This window comes from Citrobacter sp. TBCP-5362 (genome assembly GCF_005406305.1).
In the GTDB taxonomy this organism is placed as follows: Bacteria; Pseudomonadota; Gammaproteobacteria; order Enterobacterales; family Enterobacteriaceae; genus Citrobacter_B; species Citrobacter_B koseri.
The window spans coordinates 118,766-135,159 of the sequence record NZ_CP040234.1 but is presented as its reverse complement, the minus strand read 5'-3'; the positions used below and the strand labels follow the sequence as shown (position 1 = coordinate 135,159).

General features: G+C 55.3%; 15 protein-coding genes. 8 read left to right on the top strand and 7 right to left on the bottom strand.

Annotated features, from left to right (window positions below):
• Positions 1-115: 115 nt before the first annotated feature.
• The 5 genes from selB to FD428_RS00620 form a co-directional block, all read right to left on the bottom strand.
• Positions 116-1,963: a selenocysteine-specific translation elongation factor gene (gene selB, locus FD428_RS00640; RefSeq protein WP_114848109.1), complete on the bottom strand. Its 1,848-nt coding sequence runs from the start codon at positions 1,961-1,963 to the stop codon at positions 116-118.
• Positions 1,960-3,351: an L-seryl-tRNA(Sec) selenium transferase gene (selA, locus tag FD428_RS00635; RefSeq protein ID WP_114848110.1), complete on the bottom strand. Its 1,392-nt coding sequence runs from the start codon at positions 3,349-3,351 to the stop codon at positions 1,960-1,962. The genes selB and selA overlap by 4 nt, the downstream gene beginning before the upstream one ends.
• A gap of 99 nt (positions 3,352-3,450) precedes the next feature.
• Positions 3,451-4,059 (bottom strand): glutathione S-transferase, encoded by a 609-nt coding sequence (locus tag FD428_RS00630; protein WP_047460300.1) that lies wholly within the window; start codon positions 4,057-4,059, stop codon positions 3,451-3,453.
• Positions 4,060-4,233: 174 nt separating this feature from the next.
• On the bottom strand, positions 4,234-5,370 hold the full coding sequence (locus FD428_RS00625; RefSeq protein WP_012135732.1) for an HlyD family secretion protein: 1,137 nt from the start codon (positions 5,368-5,370) through the stop codon (positions 4,234-4,236).
• A gap of 2 nt (positions 5,371-5,372) precedes the next feature.
• On the bottom strand, positions 5,373-5,750 hold the full coding sequence (locus tag FD428_RS00620; protein WP_012135733.1) for a DUF3302 domain-containing protein: 378 nt from the start codon (positions 5,748-5,750) through the stop codon (positions 5,373-5,375).
• Positions 5,751-6,281: 531 nt separating this feature from the next.
• Here FD428_RS00620 and mtlA point away from each other — a divergent pair.
• The 3 genes from mtlA to mtlR all read left to right on the top strand — a co-directional run bounded on the left by mtlA (position 6,282) and on the right by mtlR (position 10,073).
• A complete protein-coding gene (gene mtlA, locus FD428_RS00615; RefSeq protein WP_114848111.1) occupies positions 6,282-8,195 on the top strand; it encodes a PTS mannitol transporter subunit IICBA in 1,914 nt (637 codons plus the stop codon).
• A gap of 142 nt (positions 8,196-8,337) precedes the next feature.
• Positions 8,338-9,486, top strand: a complete 1,149-nt coding sequence (mtlD, locus tag FD428_RS00610; protein ID WP_104868029.1) for a mannitol-1-phosphate 5-dehydrogenase — start codon at positions 8,338-8,340, stop codon at positions 9,484-9,486.
• Positions 9,483-10,073 (top strand): mannitol operon repressor MtlR, encoded by a 591-nt coding sequence (gene mtlR, locus FD428_RS00605; protein ID WP_012135737.1) that lies wholly within the window; start codon positions 9,483-9,485, stop codon positions 10,071-10,073. The genes mtlD and mtlR overlap by 4 nt, the downstream gene beginning before the upstream one ends.
• A gap of 12 nt (positions 10,074-10,085) precedes the next feature.
• On the opposite strand, the gene FD428_RS00600 is transcribed toward mtlR, so the two are convergent.
• Positions 10,086-10,295 (bottom strand): hypothetical protein, encoded by a 210-nt coding sequence (locus tag FD428_RS00600; RefSeq protein ID WP_012135738.1) that lies wholly within the window; start codon positions 10,293-10,295, stop codon positions 10,086-10,088.
• A gap of 290 nt (positions 10,296-10,585) precedes the next feature.
• Between FD428_RS00600 and FD428_RS00595 the strand changes: the two genes are divergently transcribed.
• The 5 genes from FD428_RS00595 to trmL all read left to right on the top strand — a co-directional run bounded on the left by FD428_RS00595 (position 10,586) and on the right by trmL (position 15,452).
• A complete protein-coding gene (locus tag FD428_RS00595) occupies positions 10,586-10,948 on the top strand; it encodes a YibL family ribosome-associated protein (RefSeq protein WP_012135739.1) in 363 nt (120 codons plus the stop codon).
• 270 nt (positions 10,949-11,218) lie between these two features.
• The gene (gene lldP, locus FD428_RS00590) at positions 11,219-12,874 is read left to right on the top strand and encodes an L-lactate permease (protein WP_012135740.1); all 1,656 of its coding nucleotides are present in this window, start codon (positions 11,219-11,221) and stop codon (positions 12,872-12,874) included.
• Positions 12,871-13,647, top strand: a complete 777-nt coding sequence (gene lldR / locus FD428_RS00585; protein ID WP_012135741.1) for a transcriptional regulator LldR — start codon at positions 12,871-12,873, stop codon at positions 13,645-13,647. The genes lldP and lldR overlap by 4 nt, the downstream gene beginning before the upstream one ends.
• Positions 13,644-14,834 carry an FMN-dependent L-lactate dehydrogenase LldD gene (gene lldD, locus FD428_RS00580; RefSeq protein WP_114848112.1) on the top strand — a complete coding sequence of 397 codons (1,191 nt, stop codon included), beginning with the start codon at positions 13,644-13,646 and terminating at the stop codon, positions 14,832-14,834. The genes lldR and lldD overlap by 4 nt, the downstream gene beginning before the upstream one ends.
• Before the next feature lie 144 nt (positions 14,835-14,978).
• Positions 14,979-15,452 carry a tRNA (uridine(34)/cytosine(34)/5-carboxymethylaminomethyluridine(34)-2'-O)-methyltransferase TrmL gene (gene trmL, locus FD428_RS00575; RefSeq protein WP_047460282.1) on the top strand — a complete coding sequence of 158 codons (474 nt, stop codon included), beginning with the start codon at positions 14,979-14,981 and terminating at the stop codon, positions 15,450-15,452.
• An 81-nt stretch (positions 15,453-15,533) separates the two neighbouring features.
• Here the strand turns inward: trmL and cysE are convergent, their stop codons facing one another.
• A complete protein-coding gene (gene cysE, locus FD428_RS00570; RefSeq protein ID WP_012135745.1) occupies positions 15,534-16,355 on the bottom strand; it encodes a serine O-acetyltransferase in 822 nt (273 codons plus the stop codon).
• Positions 16,356-16,394 lie beyond the last annotated feature (39 nt).

Below are 16,394 nucleotides of genomic sequence, written 5' to 3'. Positions count from 1 at the left end.
TTGTTATTTTCCCATTATAAAATATAAAAAAGCACATTAGGTTCATCGCCTGCTGTGCTTTATATAATTCAAGAAAATAATTGTATTAATTCATTTTCTATTTTAATAATTCGTATCATTCTTTTGCCGGAAATAATAACGCATCGCGTAATAAATGATCGTTTCCGCGACGGCGCGTGAATCCTGTCCGGTCAAAATACTCCAGAATCTGAATGGCGAGTTTTCGTCCAACATTCAGCCGATCGCGAAAATCAGCGGCGCAGGTCGAGCCTCTCTCCTGATCCAGTTCGCGGATCAGGTTCGCAAAAGCGACAATCCGATCGTTACGGTAATAACGATCTTTCACGATCGCGGTAATCATGCCCTGCTGTGCCGCCTGTCGCAGCACCTGCCGCATAACCTGCTCGTCCACGCCCTTTTCTTTCGCCAGATCGCGCACCCACCAGGGGTCGTCGCCAAACAGCGGCTCAATGTTTTGCCAGACGGCCTGCTGCTCGTCGCTGAAACCGGCTTTGTGATCCGGTAAATGCAACCAGCCATGGTGGCTGTGAATCACGCCGCTTTCACGCATACGGTCGATGAGCAGCAGCACCAGCGCTTCGTCTTCCATCGGGAGCGCCATGCGCCGCAAACGCTCGCGCCCCGGGCCGGGCTCATCGCGATGGTGTTCGTGGTACATCGCGAGCGTATCCAGAATCTTACGCTGCCAGCGCGCGGCAACAGGGGCGTTCAACAGGCTGTAACCCGCCTGAATAAAACCATGCTGTTCAATAAGCTGGCGCATACCGTCGCCGTTGAGCTGCCGCGCCCACACGAAATCAGGAATATTCACCGCGCCGCGTTCGAGATGCGTCGCCAGCGCGTCGCTGTCATCCCTGGCGTTTTCCAGCGCCGACAGCCATTGCAGATATTCCGGTTTACGTTTACCGCGACGCGGCGAGTTGAGCGTCACCACGCGTGCGCCAGCAAGCGTGGTTCGAGCAGAAATATCGCGTAGTACCAGCCGGTCGTTATCGGCAAGCCATAGCGGCGTATCGAACACCAGTTCCGCCAGCGTGCCCTCCAGCAGGGAAATACGTCCGGTGACATGGCTGGCGGCGTGGTGAATATGCAGCGGTTGCCATTGCACGAGCGGCGCAGCATGTTCTAACGAAACGATGACGCGTGAAAAGGCATCCGGCGGTACGTCAGAGAGAAGCCAGTCGCCACGGTTAAGCTGCTCTTTTTCCGCATCACCCGCGATATTCAGCGCAATACGCTGTCCGGCATGAGCGTGTTCAGTCGCCTGATTCTGCGCATGCAGGCTGCGCACGCGCATTGGCTTATTCACACCGGTCAGCCACAGCGTATCGCCGACGTTCACTTCGCCGCTGAGCGCCGTACCGGTCACCACCAGCCCTGCGCCTTTCACCGTAAACGCGCGATCGATCGCCAGGCGAAAGCTCTGATGGCCGGGATGCGCGCGGCCCGCCAACTGCCGTAAATGCTCGCGCAATGCCTCAATACCGCGCCCTTCATTCGCAGCGGTGACAAACAGCGTCGCGTCGGCAAACCCGTAATGGCCCAGCGTCGCCAGAATCTCTTCCCGCACCTCTTCTATTCGCGCGTCGTCCACGCGGTCGGCTTTGGTCAGCGCAACCGTAAGCTGCGGATTGCCCGTCAATTGTAAAATTTGCAGATGCTCGCGGGTCTGCGCCATCACGCCGTCATCACAGGCGACAACCAACAGCGCATGATCGATACCGCCCACGCCCGCCAGCATGTTGGAGAGAAACTTTTCATGACCGGGAACGTCGATAAATCCCAGTACGCGGCCATCCGGCTGCGGCCAGTAGGCATACCCCAGATCGATGGTCATACCGCGTTTTTTTTCTTCCGGCAGCCGATCGGCATTCACGCCGGTAATCGCCTGTAATAGCGTTGTTTTTCCGTGGTCAACGTGTCCGGCGGTTGCAATAATCATTTCAACATCATCTCCATAAACCGGGTCTCGTCTTCAAGGCAGCGGATATCCAGCCACAGGCGACCATCATAAATTCGGCCAATGATCGGGACCGGCAGCGCGCGCCAGCGAGCCGCCAGCGCCTCAAGACGGCTTCCGCGCCCGTCATGCGGCGTAAAGGTCAGTGCCGCGCTGGGCAGCCGATCAACCGGCAGCGAACCGCTGCCGATCTGCGACAGGCAAGGCATCACGTTTACCGCGAACTCCGCGCTAAAGCGTGCGGCAAGCGCCGCCTGTAGCCGCTGCGCCTGCGCCTGAATCGCCGCTTCACTGCGGGTTAACAGCCGCAGCGTCGGCAGTTTCTCCGCCAGCGCTTCCGGGTGCAGATAAAGTCGCAGGGTTGCCTCCAGCGCCGCCAGCGTCATTTTGTCGGCACGCAGGGCCCGCTTCAGCGGGTGGCTTTGCAGTTGCGCAATCATCTCTTTCTTGCCGACAATGATCCCGGCCTGCGGCCCGCCCAGCAGCTTGTCGCCAGAGAAGCTGACCAGGCTGACGCCTGCGGCAATCAGCTGCTGCGGCATCGGTTCTTTCGGCAAGCCGTACTGACTGAGATCCACCAGCGAACCGCTGCCCAGATCCGCCACCACCGGGATATCCAGCTCCAGCCCAATAGCGGCCAGCTCTGCCTCATCCACCGCTTTGGTGAAGCCTTCAATACTGTAATTACTGGTATGCACTTTCATCAACAGGCCGGTGTTTTCATTCACCGCCTGACGATAATCTTTCGCGTGAGTCCGGTTGGTGGTGCCTACCTCATGCAGCGTACAGCCCGCCTGACGCATCACATCAGGAATACGAAACGCGCCGCCAATCTCCACCAGTTCACCACGCGATACCACCACCTCTTTACCGTTCGCCGTCGCCGCCAGCATCAGCAACACGGCCGCCGCGTTGTTGTTCACAATACAGGCGTCTTCCGCCCCGGTAATGCGACATAACAGGTCCGCCAGCGCCCGATCGCGGTGTCCGCGCCCGGCGCCATCCAGATCATATTCCAGTGTGACCGGAGCGCGCATTGCCTGCGTCACCGCGTCAATCGCCTCTTCCGCCTGCTGCGCACGCCCCAGATTGGTGTGCAGCACCGTTCCCGTCAGGTTAATCACCGGACGCAGCGCGCTTTGCGCCTCTTTCGCCAGCCGGATATTCACCTCTTGCGCCCAGTTCTCGCACCACGCGGGCAGCGCCTGCGTATCGCGAATCGCTTCCCTTGCTTCATCCAACATCTGGCGAAGCAGATCCACCACCCTGGTGTGCCCGTGAGTGTCACGTAAAGAGAGAAAAGTGCTGTCACGCAGTAAGCGATCGATAGCAGGAAGCTGGCTGTAGAGTGAACGCGTTTCGGTTGTCATGAAAAAGGCCTGGCTGTTGGTGGCCCCCTCCAGTGCGGAGAGGGATATCGACATGAGGGGGATTGTACCGTGAGTTTGCTCAGGCGGACATAATGCGCATCAAGCCTTTGGCGGTTCCGTGCGGGCAAAGCTTTCGCGTTGAAAGAGCGTTTCCACCAGTTTGACTAAGTGCGGTCTGTCCACACACCAGCCCGGTGCCACGCGGCGGAAATTGAGGTAGCCCACAGCGCAGGCAATGGCGATGGTTGCCAGATTCACGGTATCGGTCTTAATCGTCCCGTCCACCAGATAACCTTCCAGCGCGTCCAGACTACGGTTGATTTTCTCGCGCTGGCGCAACAGTTCCGTTTCAGACTGCTGCGCCGCCGGGCGCGCCTGCTCACGCACGGAAACCAGACCGGCATCCATAATGCCGTCCGCCAGCGCTTCAATCTGCCGTACTTTCAGTGAGGCCAGCGGTTCACGCGGAATCATCACCGGAGCAATATCCAGTAACTCAATATATTCGGCGATTATCGGGGAATCGAACCAGCACTCTCCCTTATCCGTCACCAGCGCGGGGACTTTGCCAAGCGGGTTGTACTGCGCCACGCCGTTTTCCGCGTTGTAGGGAAGTTCATTCACAAATTCGAAAGTGATGCCCTTTTCCAGCAATAAAACCGAAATCTTTCGCACAAAAGGGCTGGTATAGCTGCCGATGAGTTTCATGCCGTGTCCTTTTTGCCAACAAAAAATAAAGTGGTATCAATAAATCCTGCCTTAGTTTTGCCGGATGGCGGCGCAAGCGCCTTATCCGGTCTACACATTGCAGACATTGTTCCTGTCGGTCTGATAAGCATAGCGCCATCAGGCATTTTTACTAAAAAGCAGGTGACGACCCGCTTAATGATCCAAATAAAGATAGTGCATCCAGCTGGTCATGCGCAGTAGCACCTTACGCATCACGGAGACATGGGCGAAGTGATCGGAGTAAACCGCAACCTGGGCGTAAATGCCGTCAGGCAGGGCATCCACATCGCTATTCGGCTCCAGCTCAATCAACGCAAGCACGCCGTCCATCCCCGGCGTTACGCTTAAGGACTGTAATGTTCCCTGCGCCTGGTAAGAACCGCCGGGCACGACCGGTAAAATACTCAACAACTTGCCCTGGAATACCTGGCCGGGCAGCGCATTGAACACCACTTCGGCCTCATCTCCCGCCTCAAGACGTAATAATGAGTTCTGCCGGAACTGGGCGACAATTTGCCGTTTTTGTTCGGGAATAAAAACCATTACCGGGCGCAGCGGCAGCGCGGCGGCATAGCTACCGGGCCGGATAAGCACCTGGGTCACATAGCCATTGCTCGGCGCGCGAATAACCGTCTGTTCAAGATTGTATTTCGCCTCGGCCAGTTGCGCCCGCAGGCTGACGATTTGCGACTGCTCGCCATCGACCATGCTGTCCAGTTGGCTCTGGATCTGCGTTTGCTCAGCAACAGAACCTTTTACCATCGCATCCTGCGCTAAATAGTTTTGCCGCGCGTTATCGATATCGCTTTCAGAGAACGGATTCACCCTCGCCTGACTGCCTTTCAGATAGCGCTGATAATCCTTATAGAGGCGGTCGCGTTCTGCGGACACCCGCGTGGTATTGGCCTGAGCCTCCGCTAATTGCGCCTTCAGGGTATGTATATTATGCGTGGCCGTGACCAGGTCAGCCTGTAACCTGTCGACCCGCGCCTGATACCGCACGGGATCGATTTTGAATAAAACATCGCCTTTTTTAATCAGCTGATTATTTTTATCCGTTACCTCACTCACAATACCTGTTACCTGCGGCGTAATGGGAATAGAAATAACCGCTTTCTGCGCCGTAAAAGTATAGGGGTGGTTATAGTTCATTAATAATATAAGTCCGCTAACTAAAAATACCCCGCCTAATGCCGCCGTGGAAAGTGTCCATTGGTTCACCGGAATCCTGAATATTTTAAATACCGCCCAGGCTAATGCTACGTAGGTCAAAACAATCAACAGATCCATGATTAGCTCTCCGACGGGGGAATATCAGGGGACTGTACCTCAGCCAGCTTTCGCTCCAGCGCTTCCACACGTTTCGACAAGGCGATAAGTTCCGGGTCAGGCTCCGGTTCTGGCTCAGGTTCCTTTTCCTGTGGTGAAACATGCGCTTGCATGCCCCAGCCCCGTTCAGGCTGATAAAGCGTGGCCCAAATCCACAGAAACGGCCAAATAACATGAAGCGTAAACAGACTGACCCAACCAGCAGTATGAATAGCATCAGCATGGGGGTGGTTTCGTTTTTTAGCGATCAGATAAGGGATGTCATGAATCATGATGATTCCATAAAAAATCACCAGAAAAACAAAGATCAATACTCCTAACGCGAAATAATTTAGAAACATACCTGCTCCGGCTTCACGCTAATAAGAGTGTTAAATGACAGGCGGCGTATTACGATTCCACCGATATTTTGAACATAATTCGAGTCCGCCATTTTCGCCATCAAACCAAAAGATAATTTTGCACGGCGAGAGGTTGCTCAATTACACATCAGAATGAAGCATGAGGCGGAATCTGCTTAAGATCACACCACACAGGTTTCGGATGAAAATATCTTGTGATTTAGATCACAAAAATTCAACAAACCCTCAAATCAAAAATGTGAAACAGTTCACATTTAAACGCTATTTCCACCGGTGATTCCGGGTTTGTTGTTTTTTTACACAGCGATTTTGTGATCAATATCACATCAATAACCACCATCTACCCTATATTCATGTGATCCAAATCACATAACAAGTCAGCAACTGGACAGTTGAACGATTCAGTGCCAGATTTCGCACTATCTACAGGGTCCGGCTACCTCTGCCGCTACATTAACAAACCTCGGGCTTCGAGCCTGCGCGACAGCAAACATAAGAAGGGGTGTTTTTATGTCATCCGATATTAAGATCAAAGTGCAAAGCTTTGGTCGTTTCCTCAGCAATATGGTGATGCCAAATATCGGCGCGTTTATCGCGTGGGGTATTATCACCGCATTATTTATTCCAACAGGGTGGTTGCCTAACGAAACGCTGGCAAAGCTCGTTGGTCCGATGATTACCTACCTCCTGCCGCTGCTGATCGGTTATACCGGTGGTAAGCTGGTAGGCGGCGAGCGCGGCGGCGTGGTCGGTGCTATCACCACGATGGGCGTTATCGTCGGTGCGGACATGCCGATGTTCCTCGGCTCAATGATCGCAGGCCCGCTGGGCGGCTACTGCATCAAGAAATTCGATAGCTGGGTAGATGGTAAGATCAAATCCGGTTTCGAAATGCTGGTGAATAACTTCTCCGCTGGCATCATCGGGATGATCCTCGCGATTCTGGCGTTCCTCGGCATTGGCCCGGCGGTTGAAGTCCTGTCCAAACTGCTGGCAGCCGGCGTTAACTTCATGGTTGTCCATGATATGCTGCCGCTGGCGTCTATCTTCGTTGAACCGGCGAAAATCCTGTTCCTCAACAACGCGATCAACCACGGTATCTTCTCGCCGCTGGGTATTCAGCAGTCCCATGAGCTGGGTAAATCCATCTTCTTCCTGATCGAAGCTAACCCAGGCCCGGGTATGGGCATCCTGATGGCGTACATGTTCTTCGGTCGCGGCAGCGCAAAACAGTCTGCTGGCGGTGCGGCAATCATCCACTTCCTGGGCGGTATCCACGAAATTTACTTCCCGTACGTGCTGATGAACCCGCGTCTGATCCTGGCCGTTATCCTCGGTGGTATGACTGGCGTGTTTACGCTGACCATCCTGAACGGCGGTCTGGTTTCTCCGGCGTCTCCGGGTTCTATCCTGGCGGTACTGGCGATGACGCCAAAAGGCGCCTACTTCGCTAACATCACGGCGATTATCGCTGCTATGGCGGTCTCCTTCATCATTGCCTCCATTCTGCTGAAAACCAGCAAAGTGAAAGAAGATGATGATATCGACGCGGCAACCCGTCGCGTGCAGGACATGAAAGCAGAATCTAAAGGCACATCCGCGCTGTCCGCTGGCGATGTGACCAACGACCTGAGCCATGTACGTAAAATCATCGTTGCCTGTGATGCCGGTATGGGTTCCAGCGCAATGGGTGCGGGCGTACTGCGTAAAAAAGTTCAGGATGCGGGTCTGAGCCAGATTTCCGTCACCAACAGCGCGATCAACAACCTGCCGCCGGATGTCGACCTGGTCATCACTCACCGTGACCTGACCGAGCGCGCCATGCGCCAGGTTCCGCAAGCGCAGCACATTTCGCTGACCAACTTCCTGGATAGCGGACTGTACACCAGCCTGACCGAACGTCTGGTTGCCGCGCAGCGCCACAACACCAACGAAGAGAAAGTACGCGACCATCTGAAAGACAGCTTTGATGAAGGGGATAACAACCTGTTCAAGCTGGGCGCAGAAAACATCTTCCTGGGTCGTAAAGCCGCCACTAAAGAAGAAGCCATTCGCTTTGCGGGCGAGCAACTGGTGAAAGGCGGTTATGTTGAGCCAGAATACATCGACGCCATGCTGGAACGTGAAAAACTGACCCCGACTTATCTGGGTGAGTCTATCGCCGTACCGCACGGCACCGTGGAAGCCAAAGACCGCGTGCTGAAAACCGGTGTGGTCTTCTGCCAGTACCCGGAAGGCGTTCGCTTCGGTGAAGAAGAAGACGATATCGCCCGCCTGGTCATTGGTATCGCGGCGCGTAACAACGAGCACATCCAGGTCATCACCAGCCTGACTAACGCGCTGGATGATGAGTCCGTGATCGAGCGTCTGGCGCATACCACCAGCGTGGATGAAGTGCTGGAACTGCTGGCCGGTCGTAAATAAGTCTGTTGCCCGGTGGCGCTGCTACCGGGCCTGCGGTGTACGGTTTCCTCTCCCGCAAGGGAGAGGGTTTGGGTGAGGGGGGAAGCCATGCGGTCCCTCACCCCAGCCCTCTCGGGTAAAAACATTAATGAAGGTTAACACTATGAAAGCATTACATTTTGGCGCAGGTAATATCGGTCGTGGATTTATCGGCAAACTGCTGGCTGACGCGGGGATACAACTGACGTTCGCGGATGTAAACCAGGTCGTGCTCGACGCCCTGAATGCCCGTCATAGCTATCAGGTTCATGTGGTGGGTGAAAATGAGCAGGTTGATACGGTTTCCGGCGTTAATGCCGTGAGCAGCATCAGCGATGACGTGGTTGAGCTGATTGCGCAGGTCGATTTGGTCACAACCGCCGTTGGGCCGGTGGTACTGGAACGCATTGCTCCGGCCATCGCCAAAGGCCTGGTTAAACGTAAAACGCAGGGGATTGAAGCGCCGCTTAACATCATTGCCTGCGAAAACATGGTGCGCGGCACCACGCAATTGAAAGGTCATGTGATGAACGCCCTGGCGGATGAAGACAAAGCCTGGGTTGAACAACATGTCGGTTTTGTCGATTCCGCCGTCGACCGTATCGTGCCGCCTTCCGCCTCCGCCACGAACGACCCACTGGAAGTCACCGTGGAAACCTTCAGCGAGTGGATTGTCGATAAAACGCAGTTCAAAGGCGCGCTGCCAGATATTCCAGGTATGGAATTAACCGATAACCTGATGGCATTTGTCGAACGTAAACTCTTCACGCTGAACACCGGGCATGCTATAACCGCGTACCTCGGAAAATTAACCGGTCATCAGACCATCCGTGACGCGATTCTCGATGAGAAAATCCGCGCTGTGGTAAAAGGGGCGATGGAAGAGAGCGGCGCGGTGCTGATCAAACGCTACGGTTTTGATGCCGACAAACATGCGGCATACATTCAGAAAATCCTCGGTCGTTTTGAAAACCCGTATCTGAAAGATGACGTTGAGCGCGTTGGCCGCCAGCCGCTGCGTAAACTGAGTGCGGGCGACCGTCTGATCAAACCGCTGCTGGGCACGCTGGAATACGGCCTGCCGCACGTTAACCTGGTCAACGGTATCGCTGCCGCGATGCACTTTACCAGCGAAGACGATCCGCAGGCTCAGGAACTGGCTGCGCTGATCGCAGAGAAAGGGCCGCAGGAAGCGCTGGCGCAAATTTCCGGGCTGGATGTAAACAGCGAAGTGGTAGCGGAGGCGGTTAACGCATACAACGCGACCAAATGAGGCAAAATACGGCGCAGGTCATCCTGCGCCCGAATGACAGATTGTCAGATATGCAGGCAATAATGGAACAAACCCAGGCCTTTGAAAACCGCGTGCTTGAGCGTCTGAATGCTGGCAAAACCGTACGAAGTTTCCTCATCACCGCCGTAGAGTTACTCACCGAGGCGGTGAATATTCTGGTACTTCAGGTGTTTCGCAAAGACGATTATGCGGTGAAATACGCAGTGGAACCGTTGCTCGACGGCGATGGACCGCTGGGCGATCTCTCGGTACGTCTGAAACTGATCTACGGTCTGGGGGTACTCAGTCGCCCTGAATACGAAGATGCGGAACTGCTGATGGCGCTGCGTGAAGAACTGAATCACGACGGTAATGAATATGCGTTCACCGACGACGAAATTCTCGGGCCGTTTGGCGAACTGCACTGCGTGACGGCGTTACCGCCGCCGCCGCATTTTGAGACCTCTGACCCGGGTTTATACGCCATGCAAATTCAGCGCTACCAGCAAGCGGTACGCTCAACGATGGTGCTTTCCCTGACCGAGCTGATTTCTAAAATCAGCTTAAAAAAAGCCTTTCAAAAATAGACCGTCAACCACTTACTGTTTTTCTTCCGGCTGCGGCTGATAGAGCTGGCGATAATATTCCAGACGTTGCAGGTACATCTGCGCATTTGCCTTCGGCACCTCATCAGGAACCATATCGCGCGGCGGCGTTTTATTCAGATACTCCCGAAATGCCTGACTCGAAGCCATAAAATCTACAGCCTTATCAATAAGAAGCGGAACGTTGTCACCTATTTTAACCATGATGATATCTCCATGTATTCTCCGCGTCGGGGAATGCGCGGCCGCTAATTTTAGTTTAGGCTCAGACAGGGTTTTCTATTGGGGAAAACGTGCTTAATCGCAAACCGCCATGCAGAAACCGTTAACATCACGTTTTGTTTATTAAATAAGTATTAAATCAAGACGTTACACAATAAATTAGCATTATAATACTTGCCTTATTTGATTATTTTTATCCCATTAGTTGTGAATAATCCCGCTCTGCGCGCATACTATAGAAAATTCATCCTGGTTCCATCAGAAGCTATCCCATGAAAGAAGTCGAAAAAAACGAAATTAAACGTCTGAGCGATCGCCTGGACGCCATCCGCCACCAGCAGGCCTCGCTATCCCTTGTCGATGCCGCTGACAAATATGCCGAGCTGGAAAAAGAGAAAGCCACGCTGGAAGCCGAGATCGTGCGCCTGCGTGACGTTCACAGCCAGAAGCTGAGTAAAGAAGCGCAAAAGCTGATGAACCTGCCGTTTCGCCGCGCGATTACCAAAAAAGAACAGGCCGATATGGGCAAGCTGAAGAAAAGCGTGCGCGGTCTGGTTGTCGTCCACCCAATGACGGCATTAGGCCGTGAAATGGGTCTGAAAGAGATGACCGGTTTCGCAAAAACCGAGTTTTAACCTTCTGCCGGGTACGCGCACGCTTGCCCGGCCCGCCCTTTCCCTCGCCCCCCTCAATTGGCCCAACCAATTATCCCTTAATCCGATCACTGGTTCACAGTTCATTAAAATTCACCTACACTAGCGTTGCCAATAAGCAACATTTGATTAACCATTCATTGTCATTACCCCTACATCCCAATATTGGCAGGGCCACTTTTACACATAATGTGACAAAGAGATGAGCAAAAGACTCATTGCATTATGCGTGTGACCCTCAGGAGACCTGCAATGAATCTCTGGCAACAAAACTACGATCCGGCCGGTAACATCTGGATTTCCAGCCTGATCGCATCGCTTCCGATCCTGTTCTTTTTCTTCGCGCTGATTAAGCTCAAGCTGAAAGGCTACATCGCCGCCTCCTGGACGGTCGCAATCGCGCTGGCTGTCGCGCTGCTGTTTTACAAAATGCCGGTGGATAACGCTCTGGCTGCGGTGGTGTATGGCTTCTTCTATGGTCTGTGGCCGATTGCCTGGATCATTATCGCCGCCGTCTTTGTCTATAAAATCTCTGTCAGAACCGGGCAATTCGACATCATCCGGTCATCAATATTGTCGATTACCCCTGACCAGCGTCTGCAAATGCTGATCGTCGGCTTTTCCTTCGGGGCATTCCTTGAAGGGGCAGCGGGCTTTGGCGCGCCAGTGGCGATTACTGCGGCTCTGCTAGTCGGCCTGGGCTTTAATCCGCTGTATGCGGCGGGTTTGTGCCTGATCGTCAACACCGCGCCGGTCGCGTTTGGCGCGATGGGGATTCCGATTCTGGTGGCCGGTCAGGTCACCGGGCTGGACAGCTTTGAGATCGGCCAGATGGTCGGCCGTCAGCTGCCGTTCCTGACCATTATCGTGCTGTTCTGGATCATGGCGATTATGGACGGCTGGCGCGGCGTGAAAGAGACCTGGCCTGCGGTGATGGTGGCGGGTGGTTCATTTGCTATCGCCCAGTACCTCAGCTCTAACTTTATCGGCCCGGAACTGCCGGACATCATCTCGTCGCTGGTCTCGCTGGTCTGTCTGACGCTGTTCCTGAAACGCTGGCAGCCGGTACGTATTTTCCGCTTTGGCGATATGGGCGCTTCACAGGTCGATCAGACGCTGGACCGCACCCATTACACGGTTGGTCAAGTCGTTCGCGCATGGTCGCCGTTCCTGTTCCTGACTGCAACCGTTACCCTCTGGAGCGTTCCGCCGTTTAAAGCGATGTTTGCCCCAGGCGGCGCGCTGTACGACTGGGTGATTAATATTCCGGTTCCGCATCTCGATAAGCTGGTTGCCCGTATGCCGCCAGTGGTGCATGAGGCAACCGCCTACGCTGCGGTCTATAAGTTCGACTGGTTCTCCGCTACCGGTACGGCCATTCTGTTCGCTGCGCTGCTGTCCGTCGTCTGGCTGAAAATGAAACCGTCTGCCGCAATCCAGACATTTGGCAGCACGCTGAAAGAGTTAGCGCTGCCGATTTACTCCATCGGGATGGTGCTGGCATTCGCGTTTATCTCTAACTACTCCGGGCTCTCCTCTACGCTGGCGTTAGCGCTGGCGCATACGGGCAGCGCCTTTACCTTCTTCTCGCCGTTCCTTGGCTGGCTGGGCGTATTCCTGACGGGGTCTGATACCTCATCAAACGCGCTGTTTGCCGCCCTGCAGGCGACGGCCGCCCAGCAAATCGGCGTCTCTGACGTGCTGATGGTGGCGGCGAATACCACCGGCGGCGTAACCGGTAAGATGATCTCTCCGCAGTCTATCGCCATTGCCTGTGCGGCAGTGGGTCTGGTAGGGAAAGAGTCCGACCTGTTCCGCTTTACCGTTAAACACAGCCTGATTTTCACCTGCATGGTGGGTGTGATTACCACACTTCAGGCCTATGTCTTAACCTGGATGATTCCGTGATTGTGATGCCAAAACGCCTGTCAGACGAGGTTGCCTCTCGTGTGCGGGCGCTGATTGAAGAACAACAGCTGGAGGCGGGCATGAAGTTGCCCGCCGAGCGCCAGCTGGCCGTACAACTGGGTGTGTCGCGCAATTCTCTGCGCGAGGCGCTAGCGAAACTGGTCAGTGAAGGCGTGCTGATAAGCCGCCGGGGCGGCGGAACGTTCGTTCGCTGGCAGCATGAAACCTGGTCCGAACAGAATATCGTTCAGCCGTTGAAAACGCTGATGGCGGACGACCCGGACTACAGCTTCGACATTCTGGAAGCCCGCCACGCCATTGAAGCCAGCACCGCCTGGCACGCCGCGATGCGCGCCACGCCCGCTGATAAAGAGAAAATTAAGCTCTGCTTCGACGCCACGCTCAGTGAGGACCCGGACCTCGCCTCCCAGGCGGATGTTCGCTTCCATCTCGCGATTGCGGAGGCCTCGCACAACGTCGTGCTGTTGCAGACCATGCGCGGCTTCTTTGATGTCCTGCAATCATCCGTGAAGCAGAGCCGCCAGCGTATGTATCTCGTTCCGCCGGTGTTTTCAAAACTGACGGAACAACATCAGGCGGTGATGGACGCCATTCTGGCCGGTGATGCCGACGGCGCACGTAAAGCCATGATGGCGCATCTCAGTTTCGTCCACACCACCATTAAACGATTTGATGAAGACCAGGCCCGCCAGGCGCGTATTACCCGCCTGCCCGGTGACCATAATGAGATTTCCAGGGAGAACAAAGCATGATCATTTCAGCAGCCAGCGATTATCGCGCCGCAGCCCAACGCATTCTGCCCCCTTTCTTGTTCCACTACATCGACGGCGGCGCCTATGCGGAATATACCCTGCGTCGTAACGTGAAAGACTTGTCAGAGGTGGCGCTCCGTCAGCGCGTGCTGAAGAATATGTCCAATCTGAGCCTGGAAACCACCCTGTTTAACGAAAAGCTGTCGATGCCGGTTGCACTGGCCCCGGTTGGCCTGTGCGGAATGTATGCGCGTCGCGGTGAAGTTCAGGCCGCCGCCGCCGCCGATGCGAAAGGGATTCCGTTTACCCTCTCCACCGTTTCTGTCTGCCCCATCGAGGAAGTCGCGCCGACGATTAAACGCCCGATGTGGTTCCAGCTGTACGTCCTGCGCGATCGCGGTTTTATGCGTAACGCGCTGGAGCGCGCCAAAGCGGCGGGCTGCTCCACGCTGGTCTTTACCGTCGATATGCCAACGCCTGGCGCGCGTTACCGTGACGCCCACTCCGGGATGAGCGGCCCGAATGCCGCCCTGCGCCGCTACTGGCAGGCTGCAACCCATCCGCAATGGGCCTGGGATGTCGGCCTGAACGGTCGTCCGCACGATCTGGGCAATATCTCCGCCTACCTCGGCAAACCGACCGGGCTGGAAGATTACATCGGCTGGCTGGCGAACAACTTCGATCCGTCGATTTCCTGGAAAGACCTGGAGTGGATCCGTGAATTCTGGGACGGCCCAATGGTGATCAAAGGGATCCTCGATCCCGAAGACGCCCGCGACGCGGTACGCTTTGGCGCTGACGGCATCGTGGTCTCTAACCACGGCGGCCGCCAGCTCGACGGCGTACTCTCCTCCGCCCGCGCCCTGCCCGCCATTGCCGACGCGGTGAAAGGCGATATCGCTATTCTGGCGGACAGCGGAATTCGTAATGGTCTGGACGTGGTACGCATGATTGCGCTTGGGGCCGATAGCGTACTGCTTGGACGTGCGTATCTGTACGCGCTGGCGACGGCGGGTCAGGCTGGCGTGGCGAACCTGCTGGATCTGATCGAAAAAGAGATGAAAGTCGCCATGACGCTGACCGGCGCAAAATCAATCAGCGAGATCAGCCGTGATTCACTGGTGCAGGAACTCGGTAAGAGCTTACCTGCCGCACTGGCACCGCTGACGCAGGGTGATGCGGCGTAGGCTGGATAAGGCGTCAGCCGCCATCCGGCAATGTAATGTGCATCGGGGATGCCTGATGGCGCTACGCTTATCAGGCCTACTACAGGGTGAGGGTGAACGTATTTTCTGCTATTCTGCCCCCCGCACTTAAGGGGGCAGTTAAGCATGTTGAATATCGTATTATTCGAACCAGAAATCCCACCAAACACCGGCAATATTATTCGTCTTTGCGCCAATACCGGTTTTCGTCTGCATATTATCGAGCCGATGGGCTTCACATGGGATGATAAACGTCTGCGCCGCGCGGGGCTGGACTATCACGAGTTTGCCGCCGTACAGCGCCATCACGATTACGCCGCCTTTGTCGCCGCCGAAAACCCACAGCGTCTGTTTGCTCTGACCACCAAAGGCACCCCTGCCCATAGCGCGGTGAGCTATCAGGATGGGGACTACCTGATGTTTGGCCCGGAAACGCGCGGTTTACCGGCGACCATTCTCGACGCGCTGCCCGCAGAACAAAAAATTCGTATTCCAATGATGCCGGACAGCCGCAGCATGAACCTGTCGAACGCGGTGTCGGTCGTGGTATATGAGGCATGGCGCCAGTTGGGGTATCCTGGCGCGGTATTGCGTAGTTGATTTTTGTCGGATGGCGGCTGACGCCTTATCCGACCTACGGAGCTGGTAGGCCCGGTAAGCGCAGCGCCACCGGGCATAAAGTCAGATGCCGTCGCCGTATTCGAACGTATGGTGAATCCCGTTAAAATGCTGATCCATATCCATTGACGGCTTATCGCTGTCGGGCTTACCGACAATCCGCGCCGGAACGCCCGCTGCGGTGGTGTGTGGCGGTACAGGCTGCAAGACCACGGAGCCCGCGCCAATCTTCGCGCCGCGCCCCACTTCGATATTGCCAAGGATCTTCGCCCCGGCGCCAATCATCACGCCTTCACGAATTTTGGGATGACGATCGCCGCTGGTTTTCCCGGTCCCGCCAAGCGTGACCGATTGCAGGATCGAGACATCATTTTCGATTACCGCCGTTTCACCGACCACAATCCCCGTCGCGTGATCGAGCATAATGCCGCGTCCAATTTTCGCCGCCGGGTGAATATCGACCTGGAAGGTGACAGAAACCTGATTTTGCAGGAATATCGCCAGCGCGCGGCGGCCTTCATTCCATAACCAGTGGCCGATACGGTAGGCCTGGAGAGCATGGAAGCCTTTCAGATACAGAAGCGGCGTCGAGTATTTGTCTACCGCCGGGTCGCGGGTGCGTACCGCCTGAATATCACAGGCAGCAGAGGCGATCATTTCCGGGTCGGCGGCGTAGGCCTCTTCCACCACTTCACGGATGGCGATGGCAGGCATAATCGGAGATGCGAGTTTGTTCGCCAGCATATAGCTCAGCGCACTGCCCAGGTTTTCATGCTTGAGTAGCGTCGCGTGGTAGAAACTGGCCAGCATCGGCTCACAGTCCGCCAGAGCCCGGGCTTCGGCTTTAATATTGTTCCAGACGATATCCAGTTCTTCACATGACATTGCTGACTCCAGGTATCAGGCTAACGACCGGCCCGTTCT